Below are 24,886 nucleotides of genomic sequence, written 5' to 3'. Positions count from 1 at the left end.
AATTCCTCCTTAAGCTACGTAGCAGATAATTTCGCCACCAAGACCAGCCTGGCGCGCTGCACGATCGGTCATAACACCTTTAGAGGTAGAAATAACAGCGATACCCAGTCCTGCCATAACTTTTGGCAGCTCGTCTTTGCGTTTGTAGATGCGCAGACCTGGACGACTAACACGCTGAATGCTCTCTACCACTGCCTTGCCCTGGAAATACTTAAGAGTAAGTTCCAGTTCTGGCTTGGTGTCGCCTTCGATTTTAAATTCTTCAATATATCCTTCTTCCTTCAGCAGCTTGGCAATAGCCAATTTCAGCTTGGAGGAAGGCATGGTAACCGCTACTTTATTCGCAGATTGACCGTTACGGATACGGGTCAGCATATCCGCGATCGGATCTTGCATGCTCATCTGTCTTTACTCCCGTGATTCAATTGGTAATTACCAGCTAGCCTTTTTCAAGCCAGGTACTTCACCGCGCATAGCGGCTTCACGAAGCTTGATACGGCTCAACCCGAACTTGCCCACATAACCATGTGGACGGCCAGTTTGGCGGCAGCGTTTACGCTGACGAGACGGGCTGGAATCACGCGGCAGAGTTTGCAGCTTGAGAACAGCATTCCAACGATCTTCGTCGGATGAGTTCACACCTGAAATGATAGCTTTCAGTTCCTCGCGTTTAGCGCGGTACTTGTCAGCCAGTTTCACGCGAACGACTTCGCGTGCTTTCATCGATTGCTTAGCCATCAGTAACCCTGCCTTACTTGCGGAATGGGAAGTTAAAAGCAGCCAAAAGTGCGCGGCCTTCATCATCAGATTTCGCAGTAGTGGTAATGGTGATATCCAAACCACGAACGCGGTCGACTTTGTCATAGTCGATCTCTGGGAAGATGATCTGCTCACGAACGCCCATGCTGTAGTTTCCACGGCCATCGAATGACTTAGCGGACAAGCCACGGAAGTCACGGATACGTGGAACAGCAATAGAAATCAGACGCTCAAAGAACTCCCACATGCGTTCGCCACGCAGAGTTACTTTACAGCCGATCGGATAGCCCTGACGGATTTTGAAGCCTGCAACTGATTTGCGTGCTTTGGTGATAAACGGCTTTTGACCGGAGATTGCTGCCAAGTCAGCTGCTGCGTTATCCAGCAGTTTCTTGTCAGCGATCGCTTCACCCACACCCATATTCAGGGTGATCTTCTCGACCCGAGGGACTTGCATGACAGAATTGTAGCTAAACTCAGTCATGAGTTGTTTAACTACTTCGTCTTTGTAGTAATCATGCAGTTTCGCCATCGTACTACTCCAAATTACTTGATAGTTACGCTGTTAGACTTGAAGAAACGGACTTTTTTGCCGTCTTCGAATCTAAAGCCTACACGGTCCGCCTTGCCGGTGGCAGTGTTGTAAAGTGCAACGTTAGAAACCTGCAGAGCAGCTTCCTTTTCAACGATGCCACCTGGTTGGTTCAGGGCCGGAACCGGCTTCTGATGTTTCTTAACCAGGTTGATACCTTCAACAATTACCTTGCCAGAAGACAGGACATTCTTAACTTTACCGCGCTTACCTTTATCTTTGCCGGTCAGCACGACAACTTCGTCATCGCGACGGATTTTAGCTGCCATTTTTCGCTCCTTAGAGTACTTCTGGTGCCAGAGAGATAATTTTCATGAACTTTTCAGTACGAAGTTCACGAGTTACCGGCCCAAAAATACGCGTTCCGATAGGCTGCTCGCTGTTATTATTTAAAATAACGCATGCATTACCATCGAAGCGAATGACAGAACCGTCCGGGCGACGAACACCCTTCCTGGTGCGCACCACTACCGCTTTCAGCACATCACCTTTCTTAACCTTACCGCGAGGAATTGCTTCCTTGATGGTAATTTTGATGATATCGCCTACGCCTGCGTAGCGACGGTGCGAGCCACCCAGAACCTTGATACACATTACGCGACGTGCACCGGAGTTGTCGGCGACGTTCAGCATAGTCTGTTCTTGGATCATTTTAGTGCTCCGCTAATGTCAACTACTACTTCGGGACCTGATTCAGGTCGATTGATAGCCCATAATTGAGGGCGCAGCATTATAACACTGCTTTTCGCATATGGGTAGAAAAAATAAACGGCTCAAAACGAGCCGTTTATCTTATTTTTAACGAGGGCACATTCTATTACAGAATCGCTTTCTCTACAACGCGAACCAGCGTCCAGGACTTAGTCTTGGACAGCGGGCGGCATTCGCGGATGATAACCACGTCGCCGATACCGCATTCATTGTTCTCGTCATGTACGTGCAGTTTAGTCGTACGCTTGATGAATTTACCGTAGATAGGGTGTTTCACAAAACGTTCGATAGCAACGGTCATGGATTTCTCCATTTTGTCACTAGTCACACGACCTTGCAGAGTACGGATTTTATCGGTCATTACGCACCCGCCTTCTCAGTCAGTAAAGTCTTTACGCGTGCAACATCACGACGCACTTGCTTCAACAGATGAGACTGTTGCAGCTGGCCGGATGCTGCCTGCATGCGCAGGTTAAACTGCTCACGCAGTAGGTTAAGAAGCTCAGTGTTCAGCTCTTCAACGCTTTTTTCACGCAGCTCTGTTGCTTTCATTACATCACCGTCTTAGTTACAAAGGTGGTTTTGATAGGCAGTTTTGCTGCTGCCAGCTTGAATGCTTCACGGGCAAGCTCTTCCGGAACGCCGTCCATTTCATACAGGACTTTGCCCGGTTGGATCAAGGCAACCCAATATTCCACGTTACCTTTACCTTTACCCATACGCACTTCCAGCGGCTTCTCGGTAATTGGTTTGTCCGGGAATACACGGATCCAAATTTTACCTTGACGCTTAACTGCACGTGTCATTGCACGACGTGCGGCTTCGATCTGACGGGCGGTCAGACGACCACGGCCAACAGCTTTCAAACCGAAAGTACCGAAGCTAACATCCGTGCCCTGCGCCAGACCACGGTTGCGGCCTTTATGCACTTTACGGAATTTTGTACGCTTTGGTTGTAACATCAGCGACTCTCCTTACTTACGGCTTTTACGCTGCTGCTTTTTAGGTTGAGCAGCCGGTTCCGGTTGTTCAACAGCAGCCATACCACCCAGGATCTCACCTTTGAAGATCCATACCTTAACGCCGATTACACCATAAGTGGTGTGCGCTTCAGAGGTGTTGTAGTCAATGTCAGCACGCAGGGTGTGCAACGGCACGCGGCCTTCACGGTACCATTCGGTACGCGCGATTTCAGCACCGCCCAGACGGCCACTAACTTCAACTTTGATCCCTTTAGCGCCCAGACGCATTGCGTTCTGTACAGCACGCTTCATAGCACGACGGAACATCACACGACGCTCCAGCTGTGAAGTGATGCTGTCAGCAACCAATTTAGCGTCCAGTTCCGGCTTACGGACTTCAGCGATATTGATCTGTGCAGGAACGCCAGCGATATCCGCTACGACCTTGCGCAGTTTTTCTACGTCTTCGCCTTTCTTACCGATCACGATGCCAGGGCGAGCAGTGTGAATAGTCACACGGATGCTCTTAGCTGGACGCTCGATAACGATACGAGATACAGACGCTTTGGCCAGTTCTTTAGTCAAGAACTGACGCACTTTAAAGTCGCTGTCCAGGTTGTCAGCGAATTCTTTGGTATTGGCGAACCAGGTAGAGTTCCAAGCTTTAACTATACCCAGGCGAATACCATTAGGATGTACTTTCTGACCCATTGCTAGTCTCCAGAGTCTCAGCGATCGGACACAACCACAGTAATGTGGCTGGTGCGCTTCAGGATGCGATCTGCACGACCTTTTGCACGAGGCATAATGCGCTTCATGCTAGGGCCTTCGTCTACGAAGATCTTCGTGACTTTCAGATCATCAATGTCAGCGCCATCGTTGTGTTCGGCGTTAGCAATGGCAGATTCTAAGACCTTCTTAACCAGTACAGCCGCTTTCTTGTTGGTGTAGGTCAAAATGTCCAGAGCCTGCGACACATTCTTACCGCGTACAAGATCCGCAACAAGGCGAACCTTCTGTGCAGAAGAACGAGCGTGGCGATGTTTAGCGATAGTTTCCATCTCTTCCTCCTGCTTAGCGTTTCTTGGCTTTCTTATCAGCCGTGTGGCCGCGATAAGTACGGGTCGGTGCAAATTCACCCAGTTTGTGACCGACCATTTCGTCGGAAACAAAGACAGGAACGTGCTGACGACCATTATGGACAGCGATGGTCAAACCGATCATGTTAGGGAAGATCGTTGAACGACGGGACCAGGTGCGCAAAGGCTTCTTGTCTCCGCTTTCCACCGCTTTCTCTACCTTCTTCAGCAAGTGCAGGTCAATAAAAGGACCTTTCTTGAGAGAACGTGGCATGGCTTATCCTCTAAAATTATTTGCTACGGCGACGTACGATAAATTTATCAGTACGCTTGTTGCTGCGGGTCTTCTTACCTTTGGTCTGAACGCCCCACGGAGTTACCGGGTGCTTACCAAAGTTACGACCTTCACCACCACCGTGTGGGTGGTCGACTGGGTTCATCGCAGTACCGCGAACGGTAGGACGAACACCACGCCAACGAGCAGCACCGGCTTTACCCAGAACGCGAAGCATATGCTCAGCATTACCGACTTCACCCAGGGTAGCGCGGCAGTCGATTTCGACTTTACGCATTTCACCTGAACGCAGACGCAGGGTTACGTAGGAACCTTCACGCGCAACGATCTGCACGTAAGTACCAGCTGAGCGAGCAATCTGTCCGCCTTTGCCTGGTTTCATTTCTACGTTATGCACGGTAGAACCCACTGGGATGTTACGCATCGGCAGGGTGTTACCTGCTTTAATCGCAGCATCAACGCCAGACTGAATCTGGTCGCCAGCTTTCAGGCCTTTAGGGGCCAGGATGTAACGGCGCTCGCCGTCTTTGTACAGAACCAGTGCGATGTTCGCAGAGCGGTTCGGATCGTACTCAAGACGTTCAACGGTTGCTGGGATACCATCTTTGTTGCGTTTGAAGTCAACAATACGGTAAGCCTGCTTGTGACCACCACCGATATGACGGGTAGTGATGCGACCATTGTTGTTACGGCCGCCGGATTTGCTGTTTTTCTCTACCAGCGGGGCGAATGGTTTGCCCTTGTGCAGCTCCGTGTTTACCACTTTAACTACATGGCGACGACCCGGAGATGTCGGTTTACATTTAACAACTGCCATTGTTCTTCTCCTCCGACTTACTCAGCGCCGCCGACGAAGTCCAGATTCTGGCCTTCTTTCAGGGTGACGTAAGCTTTTTTCCAGTCGTTACGACGACCAATACGCTGACCAGAACGTTTAACTTTCCCTTTAACTACCAGGGTGTTAACGTCTTTTACTTCCACTTCGAAAAGCTTCTGTACAGCGGCTTTGATTTCTGCCTTGGTCGCGTCTTTAGCAACTTTGAGAACGATGGTGTTTGTTTTTTCCATCGCGGCAGATGCTTTTTCAGATACGTGCGGCGCGCGCACGACTTTCAGCAGACGTTCTTCACGGATCATGCCAGCATCTCCTCAACTTGCTTAACTGCGTCAGCAGTCATAACGACTTTGTCGAAGGCGATCAGGCTAACTGGGTCGATACCAGCTGCATCACGTACGTCAACCTTGTACAGGTTGCGCGCGGCCAGGAACAGGTTCTCTTCCAGTTCGCCAGTGATGATCAGCACGTCTTCCAGAGCCATGTCTTTCAGTTTCTCAACAAGCAGCTTAGTTTTAGGCGCTTCCAGAGAGAACTGCTCGACAACGATCAGACGATCTTGACGTACCAGTTCGGACAAAATGCTTTTCAGCGCGCCGCGGTACATCTTTTTGTTAACTTTTTGACTGTGATCCTGTGGCTTCGCTGCGAAAGTTACACCACCTGAACGCCAGATCGGGCTCTTCACAGTACCAGCACGAGCACGGCCGGTACCTTTCTGACGCCACGGTTTCTTACCGGAACCAGTTACTTCAGCGCGGGTCTTCTGAGCACGAGTACCTTGACGGGCACCTGCTGCATAAGCAACAACAACCTGGTGTACTAGCGCTTCGTTGAAATCACGACCGAAGGTAGTTTCGGAAACAGTCAGCGCGCTTTGCGCGTCTTTCAATACTAATTCCATTGCTATCCCCTTACGCCTTAACAGCTGGTTTAACGATCAGGTCGCAACCGGTAGCACCGGGTACTGCACCTTTAACCAGCAGCAGGTTGCGCTCAGCGTCAACGCGTACCACGTCCAGGCTCTGAACAGTGACACGTTCGTTACCCATCTGGCCTGCCATTTTCTTGCCTTTAAACACTTTGCCCGGAGTCTGGTTCTGACCGATAGAACCCGGTACGCGGTGGGACAAGGAGTTACCGTGAGTAGCATCCTGAGTACGGAAGTTCCAGCGCTTTACAGTACCGGCAAAACCTTTACCTTTAGATGTTCCAGTCACGTCAACTTTTTTAACGTCGCTGAAGATATCAACGTTAATGCTCTGACCAACAGCGAACTCATCACCTTCAACGGTGCGGAATTCCCAGAGGCCACGGCCAGCTTCAACGCCAGCTTTAGCAAAATGACCTGCTTCAGGCTTAGTAACACGGTTTGCTTTTTTAGCGCCCGCAGTTACCTGGATAGCAGTGTAGCCGTCGTTTTCCAGGCTCTTAACCTGAGTCACGCGGTTTGCTTCAATTTCAATCACGGTTACTGGGATAGAAACGCCATCTTCAGTGAAGATACGAGTCATGCCCACTTTCTTACCGACTAAACCAATCATTGTGTTCAACCTCTCAATCGCTCAATGACCTGATTAACCCAGGCTGATCTGCACGTCTACACCTGCAGCCAGATCCAGACGCATCAGAGCATCAACCGTTTTTTCAGTTGGCTCAACGATGTCAACCAGACGCTTGTGAGTGCGAATTTCATACTGATCGCGCGCGTCTTTGTTGACGTGCGGGGAGATCAGAACAGTAAAACGCTCTTTGCGGGTCGGCAGCGGAATAGGACCACGAACCTGCGCACCAGTGCGCTTGGCAGTCTCTACGATTTCCGCAGTTGATTGATCGATCAAACGATGATCAAACGCTTTAAGACGGATACGGATTCTTTGGTTCTGCATGAGACCAGAGCTCCAATTATTTATAAACGAAAAGATTACTACTCAAACCCATTACGATTGATGGGAGAGTGTAATCGTCTGCACATAACTCCCCTATTGGGAGTATTGTCAGGTGAGCTAATTGCTAACCTGCGGTTCAGATTGAACCGGGCCGTCATTTCTGACGAGCCCGCGCATTATACGTGTCTGAGCACACAAAGCAAACTGTTTGTCGCAAAGGACTGTAGTGGGAAGCTGGAAGGGGAAAGCGCTTGATGGAACTCAGAAATGACAACGCCGCTGAAGTGACTGTTTCAGCGGCGAAAATATGTACACCGACATTGCAACTGCCCTACCCTGCTATTCGACTTTTATTTGTGTCTGTAGATAATTTTGAACCCCAACCTTGCCCATCAGCTCGAGTTCGGTTTCCAGGAAATCGATGTGATGCTCTTCATCCTCCAGGATCACAATCATCATGTCCCGACTGACATAGTCATGCACCTTGTCGGCGTAGGCTATCGCTTCCCGCAAGTCTCTCGCCCCTTCAAGTTCCAACGCTAAATCTGACTTCAGCATCTCTTCAACATCCTCTCCGATGCGAAGTCTGCCCAGATCCTGCAGGTTGGGTAATCCTTCAAGAAACAGAATGCGTTCAATGTACTTGTCGGCATGCTTCATTTCATCGATGGATTCGTGGTACTCAATATCGTTAAGCCGCATCAGTCCCCAATTCTTGAACATCCGCGCATGCAGGAAATACTGATTAATAGCAACCAGCTCATTTCCAAGCAATTTGTTTAAATGACTTATAATTTTGGCATCGCCCTTCATTTTGCTTCCTCCGCTTCCAGTTAATCAAATCGTAGACGCGGATTGGGGGAAGTCAAAAAACCATGACAAATTATAGGGAGATTATCAGGCGATCTCTTTGTACTGCGGAACGTGCTGCATTTCTTCATCCATGATTTCGCGCGCGGCACGGATACATTTGCCACATTGTTTGCCAACCGGGACCAGTTGACGAAGGTGCTGTAACGATTTCGGTTGATAACGACGGACAACTTCGCGGATGGTTTTATCACTAACGGCATTACACAAGCAGACGTACATTTTGCGACTCCAGTACAGTTTCTGATCATAGTGTAAATGCGAATCGTTTTTATTTCAATCGCTACCCGCCTGCCGGCGTCGAATTACAGGCATAAAAAAAGAGCACCGAAGTGCTCTTTTTATTTGCACCGGCAGAGCGAACCCTGCCGTTTCAAATCATCGACAATTAAGCGATAACTTTAGCAACAACGCCCGCACCAACAGTACGGCCGCCTTCACGGATTGCGAAACGCAGACCGTCATCCATCGCGATTGGGTGGATCAGGGTAACAACCATCTGGATGTTGTCACCAGGCATTACCATCTCAACGCCTTCTGGCAGTTCGATGGTACCAGTCACGTCAGTTGTACGGAAGTAGAACTGTGGACGGTAGCCTTTGAAGAACGGAGTATGACGGCCGCCTTCATCTTTGGACAGAATGTAAACTTCTGACTCAAATTTGGTGTGTGGCTTGATTGAACCTGGCTTAGCCAGAACCTGGCCACGCTGGATTTCTTCACGCTTGATACCACGCAGAAGAACACCACAGTTCTCGCCTGCACGACCTTCGTCAAGCAGCTTACGGAACATCTCAACACCAGTACAAGTAGATTTAACGGTGTCTTTGATGCCGACGATTTCAACTTCTTCGCCAACTTTAACGATACCGCGCTCTACACGACCGGTAACAACAGTACCACGGCCGGAGATAGAGAAAACGTCTTCAATTGGCAGCAGGAATGGCTTGTCAATTGCGCGCTCTGGTTCTGGGATGTAGCTATCCAGGTAACCAGCCAGCTCGATGATTTTCTCTTCCCACTCAGCTTCGCCCTGCAGTGCTTTCAGTGCAGAACCGCGAACGATTGGCAGGTCATCACCAGGGAAGTCGTAGGCAGAAAGAAGTTCACGAACTTCCATCTCAACCAGTTCCAGCAGCTCTTCATCATCAACCATGTCACATTTGTTCATGAATACGATGATGAAAGGAACGCCAACCTGGCGACCCAGCAGGATGTGCTCACGGGTCTGAGGCATAGGGCCGTCAGTTGCAGCAACAACCAGAATTGCACCGTCCATCTGCGCAGCACCGGTGATCATGTTTTTCACATAGTCGGCGTGGCCTGGGCAGTCAACGTGCGCATAGTGGCGAGTCGGGGTGTCATATTCAACGTGAGAAGTGTTGATGGTGATACCACGCGCTTTTTCTTCTGGTGCGTTATCGATCTGGTCGAATGCACGAGCAGAACCGCCGTAGGTTTTAGCCAGAACGGTGGTGATAGCTGCTGTCAGGGTAGTTTTACCGTGGTCAACGTGGCCGATAGTACCAACGTTGACGTGCGGTTTGTTACGTTCAAATTTCTCTTTAGCCACGACGATATTCCTTACTTTAATGCTCTCACTCCATGGTGAGAGCATATGATCAATATTTTAAAACTGTAGCTTATTTGCTACGAGCTTCAATAACGGCCTGAGCGACATTGTTCGGCGCATCATCATACTTCAGGAACTCCATAGAGTATGAAGCACGGCCTTTAGTCAGAGAACGCAGCTGAGTTGCATATCCGAACATTTCAGACAGCGGAACTTCAGCGTGAATCTGAACGCCAGTAGCGTTAGATTCTTGTCCCTTCAGCATACCACGACGACGGCTAAGGTCACCGATAACGTCACCGGTGTTCTCTTCCGGAGTCTCTACTTCAACCTTCATGATCGGCTCAAGCAGAACTGGAGTTGCTTTCCTAAAGCCGTCTTTGAACGCGATAGAAGCAGCCAGTTTAAACGCCAGCTCAGAGGAGTCAACGTCATGGTAAGAACCAAAGTGCAGACGAACACCCAGATCAACTACTGGATAACCAGCCAGAGGACCTGATTTCAGCTGCTCCTGGATACCTTTGTCAACCGCAGGGATATATTCCGTTGGAATAGTACCGCCTTTGATGTCGTTGACGAACTCGTAACCTTTAGGGTTCGAGCCTGGCTCCAGTGGGTACATGTCGATAACAACATGACCGTACTGACCACGACCACCAGACTGCTTGGCGTGTTTGCCTTCGATATCGGTAACTTTGGCGCGAATCGCTTCACGATAAGCAACCTGAGGTTTACCGACGTTCGCTTCAACGTTGAATTCACGCTTCATACGGTCAACGATGATGTCGAGGTGCAACTCACCCATACCGGCGATGATGGTCTGGTTAGTTTCTTCATCAGTCCATACGCGGAATGATGGATCTTCTTTAGCCAGACGACCCAGAGCCAGACCCATTTTTTCCTGGTCAGCTTTGGTTTTTGGTTCAACAGCGATCGAGATTACTGGCTCTGGGAATTCCATGCGCTCCAGAATGATCACGTTGTTCGGATCACACAGAGTGTCACCGGTAGTCACGTCTTTCAGACCGATAGCCGCGGCGATGTCGCCTGCACGAACTTCTTTGATCTCTTCACGCTTGTTGGCGTGCATCTGTACGATACGGCCCAGACGCTCACGAGCAGACTTCACCGGGTTATAAACTGTGTCACCGGAGTTAACGATGCCAGAGTAAACGCGGAAGAAGGTCAGGTTACCAACAAACGGGTCGGTAGCGATTTTGAACGCCAGCGCAGCAAACGGTTCTTCATCATCAGAGTGACGAACAGCTGGGGTATCTTTACCATCGTCCAGCATACCGTTGATTGCAGTAACGTCAGTTGGAGCCGGCAGATATTCAACAACCGCATCCAGCATCGCCTGAACACCTTTGTTCTTAAATGCAGAACCACAGGTAACCAGGATGATTTCGCTGTTCAGAACGCGCTTACGCAGAGATGTTTTGATCTCTTCTTCAGTCAGCTCTTCGCCGCCAAAGAATTTCTCCATCAGCTCGTCAGAACCTTCAGCAGCGGCTTCAACCAGCTTGGCGCGCCATTCATCAGCCAGTTCCTGCATATCAGCTGGGATCTCTTCGTAAACGAAGGTCACGCCCTGATCGGCATCGTTCCAGTTGATGGCTTTCATTTTCACCAGGTCAACAACACCGGTGAATTTCTCTTCTGCGCCGATTGCCAGCTGCAATGGAACTGGGTTTGCACCCAGGCGCACTTGCATCTGATCAACAACTTTCAGGAAGTTAGCACCCATGCGGTCCATTTTGTTAACGAACGCGATGCGTGGAACTTTATATTTGTTAGCCTGGCGCCATACGGTCTCAGACTGTGGCTGAACACCACCAACTGCACAGTAAACCATTACTGCGCCGTCAAGCACACGCATGGAACGTTCTACTTCGATGGTGAAGTCAACGTGTCCCGGGGTGTCGATGATGTTTACATGGTGTGGCTCAAACTGCTTAGCCATACCAGACCAGAAACAGGTGGTCGCAGCGGAAGTGATGGTAATACCACGTTCCTGTTCCTGCTCCATCCAGTCCATGGTGGCCGCGCCGTCATGTACTTCACCGATTTTGTGGTTTACACCGGTGTAGAACAGAACACGTTCGGTCGTCGTCGTTTTACCGGCGTCGATGTGTGCGCTGATTCCGATGTTACGGTAGCGCTCAATGGGTGTTTTACGAGCCATTTGATTCCTCTGATTCTCGGACGTTCTAAGTTAGTAAACCCCAGCGGGTGAGTCACTGGGACGCCCGCTGGGTTAATAACAACTACGAAGCTGTTACCAGCGGTAGTGAGCGAACGCCTTGTTGGCTTCGGCCATACGGTGAACGTCTTCACGTTTCTTAACTGCAGTACCTTTGTTCTCTGCAGCATCAGAAAGTTCGTTCGCCAGGCGCAGAGCCATCGATTTATCACCGCGTTTACGAGCAGCTTCAACGATCCAACGCATTGCCAGAGCATTACGACGAACCGGACGGACTTCAACTGGTACCTGATAAGTAGAACCACCAACGCGACGGGATTTAACTTCCACGGTTGGGCGGACGTTGTCCAAGGCTACTTCAAATGCTTCCAGTTCGTTTTTACCTGAACGCTGAGCCAGGGTCTCAAGCGCGGTATAGACGATTGATTCAGCTGTAGATTTTTTACCGTCTACCATCAGGATGTTTACAAATTTAGCCAGCAGCTCTGATCCGAACTTAGGATCTGGCAGGATTTTACGCTGGCCAATTACGCGACGACGTGGCATGGAAATACTCCGTTGTTAATTCAGGATTGTCCAAAACTCTACGAGTTTATTATGACATTTAATATAAAACGTTTGGCCTTACTTAACGGAGAACCATTAAGCCTTTGGCTTCTTCACGCCGTACTTGGAGCGTGACTGCTTACGGTCTTTAACACCTGAGCAGTCCAGCGCGCCACGGACGGTGTGGTAACGCACACCTGGCAAGTCTTTTACACGACCGCCACGGATCAGGATCACGGAGTGTTCCTGCAGGTTATGACCTTCACCGCCGATGTAGGAGGTAACTTCAAAACCGTTGGTCAAGCGAACACGACATACTTTACGCAGTGCGGAGTTCGGTTTTTTAGGGGTAGTAGTATATACGCGAGTACATACACCACGTTTCTGCGGGCAGGCTTCCAGCGCAGGTACGTTGCTCTTTGCAACTTTACGTGCGCGTGGTTTGCGAACCAGCTGATTAACTGTTGCCATTAAATAGCTCCTGGGATTTGCTTTTGCTTCGTAAACACGTGATAAATCGCCTCGTGGTATAACGAGGACGCAGAATTTTAGGGCTGAGCTCAAAAGGTGTCAAGAAATAACCAGGATATCTTCAGTTACCAGGTCATTTGTTGTGGGTTTTTTACCGTCAGCGCGACGAAATCAGTATAGCTTACTGTCGCCACACTGGTTGAAATTTGAGCAGAAAGCCCACGCGCGACAATGTCTTCTTCCAGCACATACAGGGATATAGGGGCATTCTGCAGGATTTCAAGGCTACGCGTCCCTTCAATTGCGGCCAGCACGCCATCCTGAATGAGCAGAACATCGTCGCCTGCCGCAAATAAACGCACGATCGCGGCTAAATCGGTCTTAAAGGGGGACGCGGTCAGAGTGTGAAGCATAAAATCCTCAAAACGTGATGATCCGATCGTACTTTCCAAGCGCTTCTCGCAATGCAGCAGGCGTCATCACTTCGACCGGCAGCACGTCGGTCATTTCGGCACGCAGACCACGTTCAGCCAACGATTCCGCACAGACATAGAAATGCTCGATGTCATACAGCGGCAGCACGCCAAAGGTCGCAATGTAATTGCGCGAAAGTATCTGTTCGGGATGCTGGCCTGAGATTAGCTGGAACACACCATCGCTGACAAAAAACAGCGCCAGCTCTTCACTCAATGCAGACATCGCCATCACCGCATCAAGCCCTTCGCGGCCGGCACTGTTGCCATGAGGAGCCTGGCTGAACACGAACGCCACACGGTTCATCAGAACTGCACCAGACGGTCACAGGTCAGCGCCGCTTCCGCCAGCGCACCCAATCCCGACAGTTGGAAGCCTTCCGCCAGATTGGCCGCAGGCAGCCCCAGATTGGTCGCTTCCTGCCGATCGGTAATGCCCCGACGTAACGCCGCGGCCACGCAGATATTCAACGTCACGCCCTGCTCCTGATGCAGGCGTTGCCAGGCCTGACTGAGGTGAAATTCGTCGCTGGCCGGTGAGGTTAACTGGCTGGCATTCAGCACGCCTTCACGATAGAAGAACACGCTCTCCAGCTGATGACCGGCGGCCATTAAAGCCTGGGCGAAAAGATAGGCGCTGCTGGATTGCTGCGTGCCGTAAGCCGGTCCGGTGACCAGCAGGGAATAACGCATCAGCGATCGTGCCCCTGCAAATCACCGTTCTTGAACTGGCGGATGTAGAGATAAACCGTGTGCTTGGAAATATTCAGCCGGTCGGCGACCTGGTTAATGGCATCCTTGATATCAAAGATCCCCTTCTCATACAGGTTCAGCACGATCTGACGGTTTTTGGCGTTGTTGGACACATTGCGGTCGCCGCTCACCTCTTCGATGGTGAACTCCAGCGTTTGCATCACCAAATCGTCAACCGACGACGCGAAGTTCACGGAAGATGCCGCGTCCTGTGTCTCCGGTGGCATAAACGTCGCCATAATCTGAGAGAAAGGCACATCCAGGTTCATGTTGATGCACAGCAGGCCAATGACACGTTGATCGCCGTTGCGGATGGCAATGGTCACCGATTTCATCAGTACGCCGCTTTTTGCCCGCGTGAAGTAGGCTTTGGAGACATTGCTGTCTGCGCCATTCATGTCATGCAGCATACGCAGCGCCAGGTCGGTAATAGGCGACCCAATTTTACGCCCCGTGTGCTCGCCATTGGCGATTCTGACCGCTGAGCACTTCAAATCTTCCAGTGAATGCAGCACGATTTCGCAGTGGGAGCCGATAAGCATTGCCAATCCATCCACCACCGCTTCATAGGATTTGAGGATATCAAAGTCAGTTTGCACGAAGGGATGCTGTTCCAGTAATTCCAGATCGGCCACATCACCGGTAAAAATTGAACCAGACATTTAGACACCACCCTTTAAGAGAGCCTGTCGCACGGCGCAAGGGCAGACTCATTCTGAAGAAAATGCGTGAGGCACAGTCTATCAAATATCAGAAACGCCTGTCCTGACCTTTGTCATGAAATGCCGGGGAACGCAACAACAAGAGGGATTTTACAGCGGGGAAAGCACACCGCCACACAATGTGTGGCGGTGAGAGGTGTTACTTCGCCTGCGTGGCGGCTGGGGCTTCTGCTGGGCTCGGAGCATTAGCATCCGCTTTGGCAGCAGGTTTGATGTCAAGCAGCTCAACATCGAACACCAGCGTGGAGTTAGCCGGGATACCCGGAACGCCGTTTTTGCCGTAAGCCAGCTGTGGTGGGATCACCAGCTTAATCTTACCGCCTTTCTTCACGTGCTTCAGACCTTCAGTCCAGCCTGGGATAACGCCATCCAGACGGAATGACAGTGGCTCACCGCGGGTGTAGGAGTTATCGAATTCAGTACCGTCAATCAGCGTACCTTTGTAGTTCACTACCACCGTGTCGCTGTCTTTCGGTGCGTCGCCGGTACCTTCTTTCTCAACCTGGTAAAGCAGGCCAGACTCGGTTTTCTTCACGCCTTTTTCTTTCGCGAACTTGGTGGCATAAGCCTCACCTTTCGCGGTGTTCTCTTTTGCGTCTTTTTCCATCTTGGCCTGAGCGGCGCCTTTCACGCGGCCTTCAAATGACTGCAGCGTCTGCTCGATTTCCTGGTCTGAGAGTTTGCTCTTACCCGCAAAAGCGTCCTGAACACCGGAGATCAGCTGATCTTTATCCAGTTTGATGCCCAGTTTCTCTTGCTCTTTCAGTGAGTTCTCCATGTAGCGACCCAGTGACGCACCCAGCGCATAAGCGGACTGCTGGTCGTCATTTTTGAAGGCTGCATTCTTCGGTGCCTGCTGTGGTGCCTGTTCAGCCGGTGCTGCTGCCGGAGTAGTTTCGGCAGCCATTGCCAGTGGCGCATTCAGCGCAACGGCCATGGTGGTGGCTAACAGTGTGACTTTAAACAGTGATTTCATCCATTTCTCCAAAACCGAAGGCTCTCACCTCGGAAATCGTTTACAGGCCAGGGCCTGCACTATAACTGTCTGCGAGGAAGCTACACAATCTCGCAATGAAAACTAAGTTAACTTCCGACCGCAGTCCCCTGCGAAAGTTTCACCACAGAGATGCAGACGCGAAAGAACTTTTTCAACCGCTGGAGCGAAATTAACCGCAAAATCCCTATTTCAAGCCAGGCTTTGCCGTTAGAATCACGCCATTCGGCCAGTATACCGGCCAGTGCAGCAACAAGAGGAAAACGTATGCAACAATCATTGTTTGAAGAGCGGATGGAGATGCTGGAGAGCCGACTGGCCTTTCAGGAACATACCCTGGAAGAGCTTAACCAAACGGTGATTCATCATGAACTGGAGATGGCCCGTTTGCGTGAGCAAATGCGCCTGCTGACCGATAAGCTAAAATCAGCGGCTCCTTCGATGATCGCGTCACAGTCTGAAGAAGCCCCGCCGCCGCACTACTAACGGCCGGTTCAGCGCATAAAAAAAGGAGCCCGTGGGCTCCTTTTTTCGTGTCGGGCACTTAGTGGCAGCCACAGCCGCCAGTACCACAACCGCCTTTACCATGGTCGTGATCATGGTCATGGTCGTGATCGTGGTCATGACCGTGCTCACCGTGAACGTGGCCATGGGCCAGTTCTTCCGGCGTCGCTTCACGAACCGCAACCACTTCAACGTTGAAGTTCAGGTTCTGACCGGCCAGCATATGGTTACCGTCAACCACAACGTGCTCGTCTTCAACTTCGGTGATTTCTACCGGAACAGGACCCTGATCGGTTTCTGCCAGGAAGCGCATGCCAACCTGCAGTTCATCAACGCCCATAAACACGTCTTTCGGTACGCGCTGTACCAGGTTGTCGTCATACTGACCGTAAGCGTCGTCGGCAGCGATGTTCACTTCGAACTTATCACCCGCCTGATGCTCTTCCAGGGCTTTTTCCAGACCTGAGATCAGGGAACCATGACCGTGCAGGTAATCCAGCGGTGCGCTCACCGGGGACTCATCGACCAACACGCCGTCTTCTGTACGTACCTGGTATGCCAGGCTGACCACCAGGTCTTTAGCTACTTTCATGATTACTCCTAACCGTTGAGAACGTTGAGTCCTTAGTTTGTTGACCTGTTTGCCAACGCGAAAGACTCTAAATTGCGCCGATTGTAACGAATTTCAATGCCGCTGTGTGTTACAGCTTAAAAAAAGCTGAGGCATAACGCTACTCAGGATGGAAAATTCCAATCACTTGCTCATTGGTTCTGACCTGTTCCTGCGCCTGTTTGTCGGCTTCACGCATCTGGTGGCCGCACTTAACACACTCAACCACATCGATATTATTCTCCTGCCACAGCGCAAGCGTGTCCTGAGCCTTGCATTTTGGGCAGGTGGCACCTGCAATAAATCTTTTACGCATAATCGATCCTATTCAAATTCGTCCCAGCCATCAAACTGGCGTTTTTCATGCTGCATCTCAGCCTGAAAAATATCTTCCAGCTCACGACGCGCCTCTTTTACCCGGGAAATTTGCTGGCTGTCAGCATGATTTGGCATCAGTTCACGCAGCATCCGCATATCTAACCGGCGAAAATGTTGCTGGGCGCGAAACGCCTGATGAGGATGCATGCCCAGCGTCATCAGCGCCTTGCGTCCTAACTCCAGCGCACTGGAGAAGGTCTCACGCGAGAATTGCGTCACGCCAGCCTGAATCAGCTCGTGCGCCTCCACACGTCCCCTCGCCCTTGCGAGGATCTGCAGGTGCGGGAAGTGATGCTGGCAGAGATGCACAATCTCCATAGCATCTTCCGGGCCGTTACAGGTAATCACGATAGACTGGGCGGTTTCCGCGCCAGCGGCACGCAGCAGCTCCAGCTCGGTCGCATCCCCATAGTATACTTTGTAACCGTATTTTCGCATCAGGCTAACCGCACTGATATCGCGCTCCAGCACGGTAATGCGTTTCTCGTTGGCCATCAGCAGGCGGGCGACAACCTGACCAAAACGCCCGAAGCCCACCACTATCACCTGCGGCTTATCATCCTCAACGAACGGTTTTTCGGCGGTCTCATCCACTTCGTTAAAGCGTCTCTCCAGAATCTTATCCACGCCCTGCATCAGCAACGGCGTGGTCATCATCGACAGAGTGACGGTAACCAGCAGCAGCGGCATCTGATCGCCGGTGAAAAGCTTAGCTGAGGAGGCAGCGGAGAACAGCACGAAGGCAAACTCACCGCCCTGGCTCAGCACGCCGGAAAATTGCAGGCGTTCTGAACTGCGCAGGCCAAAGATGCGGGAAAGCAGATAGAGCACGCCGGCTTTGATGGAAACCAGTGCCACCACGCCAATCAGGATTTCGGTGATATGGGTATAAAGCACGCCCAGATTCAGCGCCATGCCGACCGAGATAAAGAACAGGCCCAGCAGCAACCCTTTGAAGGGATCGATGGCGATTTCAAGCTCATGGCGGTATTCACTTTCCGCCAGCAGGATCCCGGCGATGAAGGTTCCGAGCGCCATCGAAAGCCCCAGCGCATCCATAAACAGCGCCGAACCCAGCACCAGCAGCAACGCCGCTGCGGTAAAGACTTCACGCACGCCGGAAGCGGCGATAAAGCGGAAGATCGGCTTCAACAGATAGCGACCCCCAATCAACATGCCGGCAAAGGCCAGCACCTTCATGCCAACCTTCATCCAGTCGGTGTGGCCGCTGTCACCGCCGGCCAGTAACGGCACCAGCGCCAGCGCCGGGATCACCGCCAAATCCTGGAACAGCAGCACCGAAAAGCCCAGCTGACCGGACTCGTTACGGTTCATGCCCTTATCGCGCATTAACTGCAGCGCCATCGCCGTCGAGGACATCGCCAGGCCAATGCCGCCAATGGTCGCGGCCTGCCAGGAGAAGTCCGTCAGCAGCAGCAGCCCGCCCAAAATGGCCGCACTGAAGATAACCTGCGCCGCACCGACGCCGAAGATAGACCGACGCAGCTCCCACAGCTTTGAGGGCTTCAGTTCCAGGCCGATGATAAACATCAGGAACACCACGCCCAGCTCGGAGAAGTGAAGGATCTCGTCCACATCGCTGATAAAACCAAGTCCCCACGGGCCGATGGCAATACCCGCCAGCAGATAGCCCAGAACCGCGCCAATGCCTAAACGGGCCGCAATCGGTACAGCGATAACCGCAGCAAATAAATAGACCACGCCTGCCGTCAGGAGAGTTTGTCCTTCCATTCAAATACCTCCATAAGGCAAAGGGGAAGCGAGCCAGTCACTGTACGCTCGCGAAAAATTCTTCATCACGTCCGGGGTCTGGCGACGGGCCCAGTAGATGATCATCGGCGTTAGCCAGTGCATCCGGCACATCTGCGCCGTCAGCTCGAACGGACGCATAATGTCTGACATCGGATAGCGGTTCAGCCCTTCCTGATGGTAAGCCGCTTCAGGCTCACCGGTGGTGATCACACTGCGCCAGTATTTGCCTTCCAACACGTTGCCGCCGGGACCGCTGGCAAACCCGCGTGACAGCACACGATCGAGCCACTCTTTCAGCAGCGCCGGGCAGCTGTAAGTATAAAGAGGATGCTGGAAAACTATGATGTCGTGCTCGCGCAACAACTGCTGTTCGTAGTGAATATCGATAAAGAAATCAGGATAGTGCGCGTAGAGATCGTGAACGGTCACGTGCGGCAAATCATAGGCCGGTTGCAGCAAAACCCGATTGGCTATCGAGTCTTGTGATTCCGGGTGTGCATAAAGCAGCAAAACTTTAGGTGGCTGCGACATCATTCCCCTCCAAATCATCGTCACGGCGGGGAAATTCCGCTACCATGCTCGACGCAACGGAATGCAAGATTCCGAAAAAATTGATGGTTTAATTTAACATATCCTGACTATTACGGCGCTTATGATTGTCTTCTCATCGTTACAAATTCGACGCGGTGTCCGCGTACTGCTGGACAATGCCACAGCCACGATTAACCCCGGGCAGAAAGTGGGCCTGGTGGGAAAAAACGGCTGCGGTAAATCCACGCTGCTGTCGCTGCTCAAAAACGAGATAAGCGCCGATGCAGGGAGCTTTAGCTTTCCCGGCACCTGGTCGCTGGCCTGGGTCAATCAGGAAACCCCGGCCCTTTCCGTTCCGGCGATTGAATACGTGATCGATGGCGATCGCGAATTCCGTCAGCTGGAAGCTGAACTGGCACATGCCAATGAGATCAACGACGGCCACGCCATCGCCACGCTGCACGGTAAGCTGGATGCGATTCAGGCCTGGACAATACAGCCTCGCGCCGCCAGCCTGCTTAACGGTTTGGGCTTTTCTCAGGAACAGCTGCAACGCCCGGTAAGCGATTTCTCCGGCGGCTGGCGCATGCGTCTTAACCTGGCGCAGGCGCTGATTTGTCGCTCTGACCTGCTGTTACTCGATGAACCGACAAACCACCTCGATCTTGATGCAGTGATCTGGCTGGAGCGCTGGCTGAACAGCTATCAGGGCACGCTGGTATTGATTTCGCATGACCGCGACTTCCTCGATCCGGTGGTCGACAAAATTCTGCATATCGAAAACCAGTCGATGAACGAATACACCGGCAACTACAGCTCGTTCGAAATTCAGCGCGCCACCAAGCTGTCGCAGCAGCAGTCGATGTTTGAAAATCAGCAGCAAAAAGTGGCGCATCTGCAAAGCTTTATCGACCGCTTTAAGGCCAAAGCCAGCAAAGCCAAGCAGGCACAAAGCCGCATCAAAATGCTCGAGCGCATGGAGATGATCGCGCCTGCTCACGTTGATAACCCGTTCACCTTCAGCTTCCGCGAGCCGGAAAGCCTGCCTAACCCGTTGCTGAAGATGGAAAAAGTCACCGCCGGTTACGGTGATAAAATCATCCTGAATTCCATCAAGCTGAACCTGGTTCCCGGCTCCCGCATTGGGCTGCTCGGCCGCAACGGTGCCGGTAAATCCACGTTGATTAAGATGCTGGCCGGCGATCTGGCGCCGTTAAAGGGCGATATCGGCCTGGCAAAAGGCATCAAGCTTGGTTACTTCGCCCAGCATCAACTGGAATTCTTACGGGCAGATGAATCTCCGCTGCAGCATATGGTGCGTCTGGCGCCAAAAGTGTTGGAACAGCAGCTGCGGGATTATCTGGGCAGCTTTGGTTTCCAGGGCGATAAAGTCACTGAAAACACCGAACGCTTCTCCGGCGGTGAAAAAGCGCGGCTGGTGCTGGCACTGATTGTCTGGCAGCGCCCTAACCTGCTGCTGCTTGATGAACCGACCAACCACCTGGATCTGGATATGCGTCAGGCCCTGACCGAAGCGCTGATTGATTTCGAAGGCGCACTGGTCGTCGTTTCGCACGATCGTCACCTGCTGCGCTCCACCACCGACGATCTCTACCTGGTTCACGATGGTCAGGTCGAGCCGTTTGATGGCGATCTGGAAGATTACCAGCAGTGGCTGAGCGATCTGCAAAAGCAGACCTCGGCGTCAGAGCCGAAGCAGGACAGCGCCAACAGCGCGCAAAACCGTAAAGACCAGAAACGGCGTGAAGCGGAACTGCGCACCCAGACTCAGCCGCTGCGTAAGCAGATCGAGAAGCTGGAAAAGCAGATGGAAAAGCTGAACACGCAACTGTCAGAGGCGGAAGCCAAACTGGCCGATGGCGACATCTACGATCAGAGCCGCAAAGCCGATCTCACGTTAGCGCTACAACAGCAGGCTACGGCAAAATCGGCGCTGGAAGAGTGTGAGATGGAATGGCTGGATGCGCAGGAGCAGTTGGAAACCCTGATGGCCTCCTGATGCCACACGTCAGAGGCGCGTGAAATGCGCACCTCTGACGCTTTCCTGATTTACTGTGCGGCCAGACGCTGACGCAGCGTCGCAAGATCCTCAGTATTCAATAGCTTGCCATTGAGAAAACGCGTTTTCAGTTCCCCGCCGCGCTCCTGCGCCCAGTTTTGCCCATCTTTAAGCGTTAATTCCCCGGCGGCATTCCGATCGACCCGCAACAAGCCACGCGCTGAATTCTTCATGCCGCTGTCGGTTTTAGGCTGCTTAAAGATTTCACGCCCAACGCCATTCACTTCGCCGTAAGTCGCTTTCATCGCAAAGCCGAAGGTGTCCCGGGTGTTGTACTGGTAGGTGTAAGAGCCGACCCCAAACACCACGTTACTGCTGGCAAAGCCTTTGGCTTCCAGACGGCTGAGGATCTCATTCGCGCGTTCCAGCGTAATCGAGTCGCCATAAATCAGCCCCACATGCGGATCCAGCACTTTGTAGCCCTTGCTGTTCACCGTACCGCCAAAGATTTCCCATAACACTTCAACAGAGCCTTTTTGCTGGGCGGTTCGCGCGGGATCCGTCGCCTGATCATCACCCGTTCCACATAAGATTTCCACCGGGTTACCGCTGTCCGGGCGAAACACCAGACGCCCCTCACGCGCCATAATCTCCGGCCGCAGCTCGCGGCTGTATTCGGTCAGCACTTTCCAGTAATCCCAGGTATCCGACACCACAGAGACAAATCCCTGCGGGTAAAGCTCGGTAATCAGTCGGCGGAAGGTGGCGATTTCGCCCTGCTCTTCTCCCATGCACATCACGCTGTGCTCGGTGGCCGGAATGCTGCCGGCGATAAAGTAATCTTTGGCCGGCGTGTAGTAACGGCGGGCATACAGAATGGAAGGCAAACTGTCGGTGCCGGTAAAGCTCAGCAGATGCCCGACACCCGCCTGTGCGGCATCATGCAAGCCTGACATTCCCCGGAAGGAGAAGTCGTGGCACTGAAAATCGATATGGCTGTTATCGTCACAGGTCCGGTCCGCCCACAGTTGGCAAATCTGTCGGTAATGGCTGGCGACGGTGGCATTGGTGGACGATTTCCATAACTCCGCCGACATCACGCTTTCCAGGTAATTGACCAGCCAGAAAAATTCATCAACCGTGTTGGTGATGGTCAGCACCGGAATTTTCATCGGCACTTTGCTGCCTTCATCCAGACTTTTGATCTCCAGCGGCAGATAGCCTAAGCGGTGCAACGCACGAATATGATCAACGCTGACGCTGCCTTTTCCAAGGTAGCTGTCCATCAGCTGTTGATACTCATCCACCACCACCTCTTCTGGCTGGGCGAAAAACTTGTCGTTGAACAGATCGACCATGAACCACTGCAGAAAACCCTGCAGGCCAAAGAACACCAGACGGTCGTCGGCCAGCGGCGAATGGAAGAAGCGGTTTCCGCGCGGCGTGAAGTTGGAATAGACCTTGTTGGTGCCCAGCGGGTATTGCTCACGGTGCGAGGTCTTGTAACCATCAATGGCCAGAATCGGATTAGTTTGCATGGTTATCTCCTTCGCGGTGGAAAATGGCATCGCTGTTAATCAGCTCGACATGCGGCTGCGCAATGGCCGGATCGGCAATGGAAGTGGTAGTCCAGATATGGTCAATGCCCTGACTCAGCAGATGATCAACCCCTTTAGTAAACAGGCCATGAGTGACATACAGGCTGACCGAGCGGGCTCCCGCCCCGCGCAGAACGGCGGCCGAACCGATAAAGGTGCCGCCAGCATCACACAGGTCATCGGCGATCAGCACATCGCGTCCCGCAACCTCGCCTTTCAGCAGTTCAAATCCACTTAACCTGCCGCTGGTGATATCTCTGTGCTTGGCCAGGATGCCAAAGTCGCTGGCCCCGACGTGCTGAGCCAGCGCATGAATTTTTTTCAGCGCGCCAGCGTCCGGCGCTATCAGCATCATTCCCTGTTCCAGTTTGCTCATCAGACTGCGGCTATGTTGCAGGCAACGATGTTGTGGAATAGCCATCATGCGATCGAGGACACCTGCAGCCACATCACTGTGCGGGTCCAGCACTTTCACCCGGTCAAAGCCCAACTGATTGATGAAACCAGCAAAGACCTTCAACGCGAAACTGTCGCCATCACGCATGTTGCGATCCTGACGGGCATAAGGCAGCCAGGGCAGTTCGAGGGTCGTTAACGTCAGGGTGTAGCGTTGGCGAGCAGCATCCAGTAACTGCGCCACAAGCATCAGATCGTCCATGCTCTGCATTGCTGTCGCCCGCAGCGTCAGCACGTTTGCCCGTGGGCGCAGTGGCGGAAGCAGGTGAGCCCAGACCGCACCATCAGGAAAGCGGCCGGTATCGAATGCCGTTTCCTGTCCATCGAGGGTTAATGAGAGTTTCATCATTGTCAGACTCCTTTCAGTTATGATTAATGTCCGAGAGACATTTATATAATTGTCCATGAGACACTATTAAGCAAGCGTTTGATTTCCATTTCGGGTGATAAACACATAACCATCTGATTTAATGCAGATTAAAACATCATTCACCCAGCGGTATTTGAATGACGCGCAGCAGACTGATAATGTGTCTTTGTGACACTTCTTCGCAGGCAATCCCATGACAGCAGAACAGCAGTATCTGGCCGGCTATGATCCCAGCCGCTATCCCACGCCCATTGTCACCGTCGACAGCGTCTTGTTTACTCTCTTTGACCAACGACTCTGTGTGTTGCTGGTGCAGCGTGCCAACCATCCGCAGCAAGGTTTTTGGGGGTTACCGGGTGGGTTTATAGATTTAACGCGTGATGACTCAACCAGAGCCACAGCAATGAGGAAGTTGCAGGAGAAAACGGGCGTGATTCCGCCCTGGCTGGAGCAATTAGAAACGTTTTCCGGCCCCGACAGGGATCCGCGCGGCTGGAGCCTGACATCGGCCTGGTATGCGTTGATCGCGGCAGAGAATTGCCAGTCGGAAAGTGATGCCATCAGTGATGTGCAGTGGCAGCCAGTGGCAGAGCTGGCGTCGAGGTCAGATATTGCCTTTGACCATCAGCAGATTATTGCCGCCGCTTTGCAGCGATTACGGCAGAAGACGCTCTATTCCTTGCTGCCGGTGTACTGCCTGCCCGCAGCATTTACGTTGACTCAGCTTCAGGATGTCACCGAAACGATCCTTGGCCAAACGGTGCAGCGCAAAAGCCTGATCCGCCGGTTTGACGCTTCTGAGATGTTCGAAGAAACCGGCGAAAGCGTGGCCACCGGTGCGCGAAAAGCGAAGCTCTATCGCCTGAAAGCGGGCGCCGATGTCCGCAACTTCTCGCGCAACCTGATGGCCGCTGACTAA

The 24,886-nt window shown here is 52.2% G+C and carries 36 protein-coding genes; 3 read left to right on the top strand and 33 right to left on the bottom strand.

Annotated elements, in window-relative coordinates; all coding sequences use genetic code 11:
- Window positions 1-9: 9 nt before the first annotated feature.
- The 27 genes from rpsH to fkpA all read right to left on the bottom strand — a co-directional run bounded on the left by rpsH (window position 10) and on the right by fkpA (window position 15,709).
- Window positions 10-402 carry a 30S ribosomal protein S8 gene (gene rpsH / locus ACXKZG_RS02170; protein WP_013204124.1) on the bottom strand — a complete coding sequence of 131 codons (393 nt, stop codon included), beginning with the start codon at window positions 400-402 and terminating at the stop codon, window positions 10-12.
- Between the two features lie 30 nt (window positions 403-432).
- Window positions 433-738 carry a 30S ribosomal protein S14 gene (gene rpsN, locus ACXKZG_RS02165; protein WP_013204125.1) on the bottom strand — a complete coding sequence of 102 codons (306 nt, stop codon included), beginning with the start codon at window positions 736-738 and terminating at the stop codon, window positions 433-435.
- A 13-nt stretch (window positions 739-751) separates the two neighbouring features.
- Window positions 752-1,291, bottom strand: coding sequence for a 50S ribosomal protein L5 (gene rplE, locus ACXKZG_RS02160; RefSeq protein WP_013204126.1), 540 nt, complete (start codon window positions 1,289-1,291; stop codon window positions 752-754).
- Window positions 1,292-1,305: 14 nt separating this feature from the next.
- Window positions 1,306-1,620, bottom strand: a complete 315-nt coding sequence (gene rplX, locus ACXKZG_RS02155) for a 50S ribosomal protein L24 (RefSeq protein ID WP_013204127.1) — start codon at window positions 1,618-1,620, stop codon at window positions 1,306-1,308.
- A 10-nt stretch (window positions 1,621-1,630) separates the two neighbouring features.
- Window positions 1,631-2,002 carry a 50S ribosomal protein L14 gene (rplN, locus tag ACXKZG_RS02150; RefSeq protein WP_004160583.1) on the bottom strand — a complete coding sequence of 124 codons (372 nt, stop codon included), beginning with the start codon at window positions 2,000-2,002 and terminating at the stop codon, window positions 1,631-1,633.
- A gap of 166 nt (window positions 2,003-2,168) precedes the next feature.
- Window positions 2,169-2,423 carry a 30S ribosomal protein S17 gene (rpsQ, locus tag ACXKZG_RS02145; RefSeq protein WP_013204128.1) on the bottom strand — a complete coding sequence of 85 codons (255 nt, stop codon included), beginning with the start codon at window positions 2,421-2,423 and terminating at the stop codon, window positions 2,169-2,171.
- The gene (rpmC, locus tag ACXKZG_RS02140; RefSeq protein WP_013204129.1) at window positions 2,423-2,614 is read right to left on the bottom strand and encodes a 50S ribosomal protein L29; all 192 of its coding nucleotides are present in this window, start codon (window positions 2,612-2,614) and stop codon (window positions 2,423-2,425) included. The genes rpsQ and rpmC overlap by 1 nt, the downstream gene beginning before the upstream one ends.
- On the bottom strand, window positions 2,614-3,024 hold the full coding sequence (gene rplP, locus ACXKZG_RS02135; RefSeq protein ID WP_002438716.1) for a 50S ribosomal protein L16: 411 nt from the start codon (window positions 3,022-3,024) through the stop codon (window positions 2,614-2,616). The genes rpmC and rplP overlap by 1 nt, the downstream gene beginning before the upstream one ends.
- Window positions 3,025-3,036: 12 nt before the next feature.
- Window positions 3,037-3,735 carry a 30S ribosomal protein S3 gene (rpsC, locus tag ACXKZG_RS02130; RefSeq protein WP_013204130.1) on the bottom strand — a complete coding sequence of 233 codons (699 nt, stop codon included), beginning with the start codon at window positions 3,733-3,735 and terminating at the stop codon, window positions 3,037-3,039.
- A 17-nt stretch (window positions 3,736-3,752) separates the two neighbouring features.
- Entirely contained in the window at window positions 3,753-4,085 is a 333-nt protein-coding gene (gene rplV, locus ACXKZG_RS02125) for a 50S ribosomal protein L22 (RefSeq protein WP_013204131.1), read from the bottom strand.
- Window positions 4,086-4,098: 13 nt separating this feature from the next.
- Window positions 4,099-4,377, bottom strand: a complete 279-nt coding sequence (rpsS, locus tag ACXKZG_RS02120) for a 30S ribosomal protein S19 (RefSeq protein WP_013204132.1) — start codon at window positions 4,375-4,377, stop codon at window positions 4,099-4,101.
- A gap of 16 nt (window positions 4,378-4,393) precedes the next feature.
- A complete protein-coding gene (gene rplB, locus ACXKZG_RS02115) occupies window positions 4,394-5,215 on the bottom strand; it encodes a 50S ribosomal protein L2 (protein WP_013204133.1) in 822 nt (273 codons plus the stop codon).
- A gap of 17 nt (window positions 5,216-5,232) precedes the next feature.
- Window positions 5,233-5,535: a 50S ribosomal protein L23 gene (rplW, locus tag ACXKZG_RS02110; protein WP_013204134.1), complete on the bottom strand. Its 303-nt coding sequence runs from the start codon at window positions 5,533-5,535 to the stop codon at window positions 5,233-5,235.
- The gene (gene rplD / locus ACXKZG_RS02105; RefSeq protein WP_013204135.1) at window positions 5,532-6,137 is read right to left on the bottom strand and encodes a 50S ribosomal protein L4; all 606 of its coding nucleotides are present in this window, start codon (window positions 6,135-6,137) and stop codon (window positions 5,532-5,534) included. The genes rplW and rplD overlap by 4 nt, the downstream gene beginning before the upstream one ends.
- A gap of 10 nt (window positions 6,138-6,147) precedes the next feature.
- On the bottom strand, window positions 6,148-6,777 hold the full coding sequence (gene rplC, locus ACXKZG_RS02100; RefSeq protein ID WP_013204136.1) for a 50S ribosomal protein L3: 630 nt from the start codon (window positions 6,775-6,777) through the stop codon (window positions 6,148-6,150).
- Window positions 6,778-6,810: 33 nt separating this feature from the next.
- Window positions 6,811-7,122, bottom strand: a complete 312-nt coding sequence (gene rpsJ, locus ACXKZG_RS02095; RefSeq protein ID WP_001181005.1) for a 30S ribosomal protein S10 — start codon at window positions 7,120-7,122, stop codon at window positions 6,811-6,813.
- Window positions 7,123-7,461: 339 nt separating this feature from the next.
- On the bottom strand, window positions 7,462-7,935 hold the full coding sequence (gene bfr / locus ACXKZG_RS02090) for a bacterioferritin (protein WP_013204137.1): 474 nt from the start codon (window positions 7,933-7,935) through the stop codon (window positions 7,462-7,464).
- Between the two features lie 84 nt (window positions 7,936-8,019).
- Window positions 8,020-8,214, bottom strand: a complete 195-nt coding sequence (gene bfd / locus ACXKZG_RS02085; protein WP_013204138.1) for a bacterioferritin-associated ferredoxin — start codon at window positions 8,212-8,214, stop codon at window positions 8,020-8,022.
- 166 nt (window positions 8,215-8,380) lie between these two features.
- On the bottom strand, window positions 8,381-9,565 hold the full coding sequence (gene tuf / locus ACXKZG_RS02080; protein WP_013204139.1) for an elongation factor Tu: 1,185 nt from the start codon (window positions 9,563-9,565) through the stop codon (window positions 8,381-8,383).
- A 70-nt stretch (window positions 9,566-9,635) separates the two neighbouring features.
- Window positions 9,636-11,750, bottom strand: coding sequence for an elongation factor G (fusA, locus tag ACXKZG_RS02075; RefSeq protein WP_013204140.1), 2,115 nt, complete (start codon window positions 11,748-11,750; stop codon window positions 9,636-9,638).
- 93 nt (window positions 11,751-11,843) lie between these two features.
- Window positions 11,844-12,314, bottom strand: a complete 471-nt coding sequence (rpsG, locus tag ACXKZG_RS02070) for a 30S ribosomal protein S7 (protein WP_008457106.1) — start codon at window positions 12,312-12,314, stop codon at window positions 11,844-11,846.
- 96 nt (window positions 12,315-12,410) lie between these two features.
- The gene (gene rpsL, locus ACXKZG_RS02065) at window positions 12,411-12,785 is read right to left on the bottom strand and encodes a 30S ribosomal protein S12 (RefSeq protein ID WP_013204141.1); all 375 of its coding nucleotides are present in this window, start codon (window positions 12,783-12,785) and stop codon (window positions 12,411-12,413) included.
- A gap of 125 nt (window positions 12,786-12,910) precedes the next feature.
- Entirely contained in the window at window positions 12,911-13,198 is a 288-nt protein-coding gene (tusB, locus tag ACXKZG_RS02060; protein WP_134824814.1) for a sulfurtransferase complex subunit TusB, read from the bottom strand.
- 7 nt (window positions 13,199-13,205) lie between these two features.
- Window positions 13,206-13,565 (bottom strand): sulfurtransferase complex subunit TusC, encoded by a 360-nt coding sequence (tusC, locus tag ACXKZG_RS02055; protein ID WP_053141580.1) that lies wholly within the window; start codon window positions 13,563-13,565, stop codon window positions 13,206-13,208.
- Entirely contained in the window at window positions 13,565-13,951 is a 387-nt protein-coding gene (gene tusD / locus ACXKZG_RS02050) for a sulfurtransferase complex subunit TusD (RefSeq protein ID WP_134822886.1), read from the bottom strand. Before tusD ends, tusC begins: the two co-directional genes overlap by 1 nt.
- Complete coding sequence (locus tag ACXKZG_RS02045) at window positions 13,951-14,673, bottom strand: helix-turn-helix transcriptional regulator (RefSeq protein ID WP_013204145.1); 723 nt, start codon at window positions 14,671-14,673, stop codon at window positions 13,951-13,953. Before ACXKZG_RS02045 ends, tusD begins: the two co-directional genes overlap by 1 nt.
- Window positions 14,674-14,872: 199 nt before the next feature.
- Entirely contained in the window at window positions 14,873-15,709 is an 837-nt protein-coding gene (fkpA, locus tag ACXKZG_RS02040) for an FKBP-type peptidyl-prolyl cis-trans isomerase (RefSeq protein WP_013204146.1), read from the bottom strand.
- A gap of 285 nt (window positions 15,710-15,994) precedes the next feature.
- On the opposite strand from fkpA, the gene ACXKZG_RS02035 reads away from it, so the two are divergent.
- Entirely contained in the window at window positions 15,995-16,213 is a 219-nt protein-coding gene (locus ACXKZG_RS02035) for a SlyX family protein (protein ID WP_013204147.1), read from the top strand.
- A gap of 58 nt (window positions 16,214-16,271) precedes the next feature.
- On the opposite strand, the gene slyD is transcribed toward ACXKZG_RS02035, so the two are convergent.
- The 4 genes from slyD to kefG all read right to left on the bottom strand — a co-directional run bounded on the left by slyD (window position 16,272) and on the right by kefG (window position 19,523).
- Window positions 16,272-16,823: a peptidylprolyl isomerase gene (gene slyD, locus ACXKZG_RS02030; RefSeq protein ID WP_013204148.1), complete on the bottom strand. Its 552-nt coding sequence runs from the start codon at window positions 16,821-16,823 to the stop codon at window positions 16,272-16,274.
- 139 nt (window positions 16,824-16,962) lie between these two features.
- Window positions 16,963-17,157, bottom strand: a complete 195-nt coding sequence (locus ACXKZG_RS02025) for a YheV family putative zinc ribbon protein (protein WP_013204149.1) — start codon at window positions 17,155-17,157, stop codon at window positions 16,963-16,965.
- Between the two features lie 8 nt (window positions 17,158-17,165).
- Window positions 17,166-18,971: a glutathione-regulated potassium-efflux system protein KefB gene (gene kefB, locus ACXKZG_RS02020; protein WP_013204150.1), complete on the bottom strand. Its 1,806-nt coding sequence runs from the start codon at window positions 18,969-18,971 to the stop codon at window positions 17,166-17,168.
- Window positions 18,972-19,523: a glutathione-regulated potassium-efflux system ancillary protein KefG gene (gene kefG, locus ACXKZG_RS02015; protein ID WP_013204151.1), complete on the bottom strand. Its 552-nt coding sequence runs from the start codon at window positions 19,521-19,523 to the stop codon at window positions 18,972-18,974.
- Window positions 19,524-19,644: 121 nt separating this feature from the next.
- Between kefG and ACXKZG_RS02010 the strand changes: the two genes are divergently transcribed.
- The gene (locus ACXKZG_RS02010) at window positions 19,645-21,543 is read left to right on the top strand and encodes an ABC transporter ATP-binding protein (RefSeq protein ID WP_013204152.1); all 1,899 of its coding nucleotides are present in this window, start codon (window positions 19,645-19,647) and stop codon (window positions 21,541-21,543) included.
- A 50-nt stretch (window positions 21,544-21,593) separates the two neighbouring features.
- On the opposite strand, the gene ACXKZG_RS02005 is transcribed toward ACXKZG_RS02010, so the two are convergent.
- Entirely contained in the window at window positions 21,594-23,081 is a 1,488-nt protein-coding gene (locus ACXKZG_RS02005; protein WP_471720896.1) for a nicotinate phosphoribosyltransferase, read from the bottom strand.
- Window positions 23,071-23,946, bottom strand: coding sequence for a ribose-phosphate diphosphokinase (gene prs / locus ACXKZG_RS02000; RefSeq protein ID WP_488875632.1), 876 nt, complete (start codon window positions 23,944-23,946; stop codon window positions 23,071-23,073). Before prs ends, ACXKZG_RS02005 begins: the two co-directional genes overlap by 11 nt.
- Window positions 23,947-24,160: 214 nt before the next feature.
- On the opposite strand from prs, the gene ACXKZG_RS01995 reads away from it, so the two are divergent.
- Entirely contained in the window at window positions 24,161-24,886 is a 726-nt protein-coding gene (locus ACXKZG_RS01995; protein WP_488875631.1) for an NUDIX hydrolase, read from the top strand.

The organism is Erwinia sp. 2186 (genome assembly GCF_057812255.1).
Note: the sequence above shows the minus strand (reverse complement) of the source record. Positions and strands in the feature narration are given on the sequence as shown.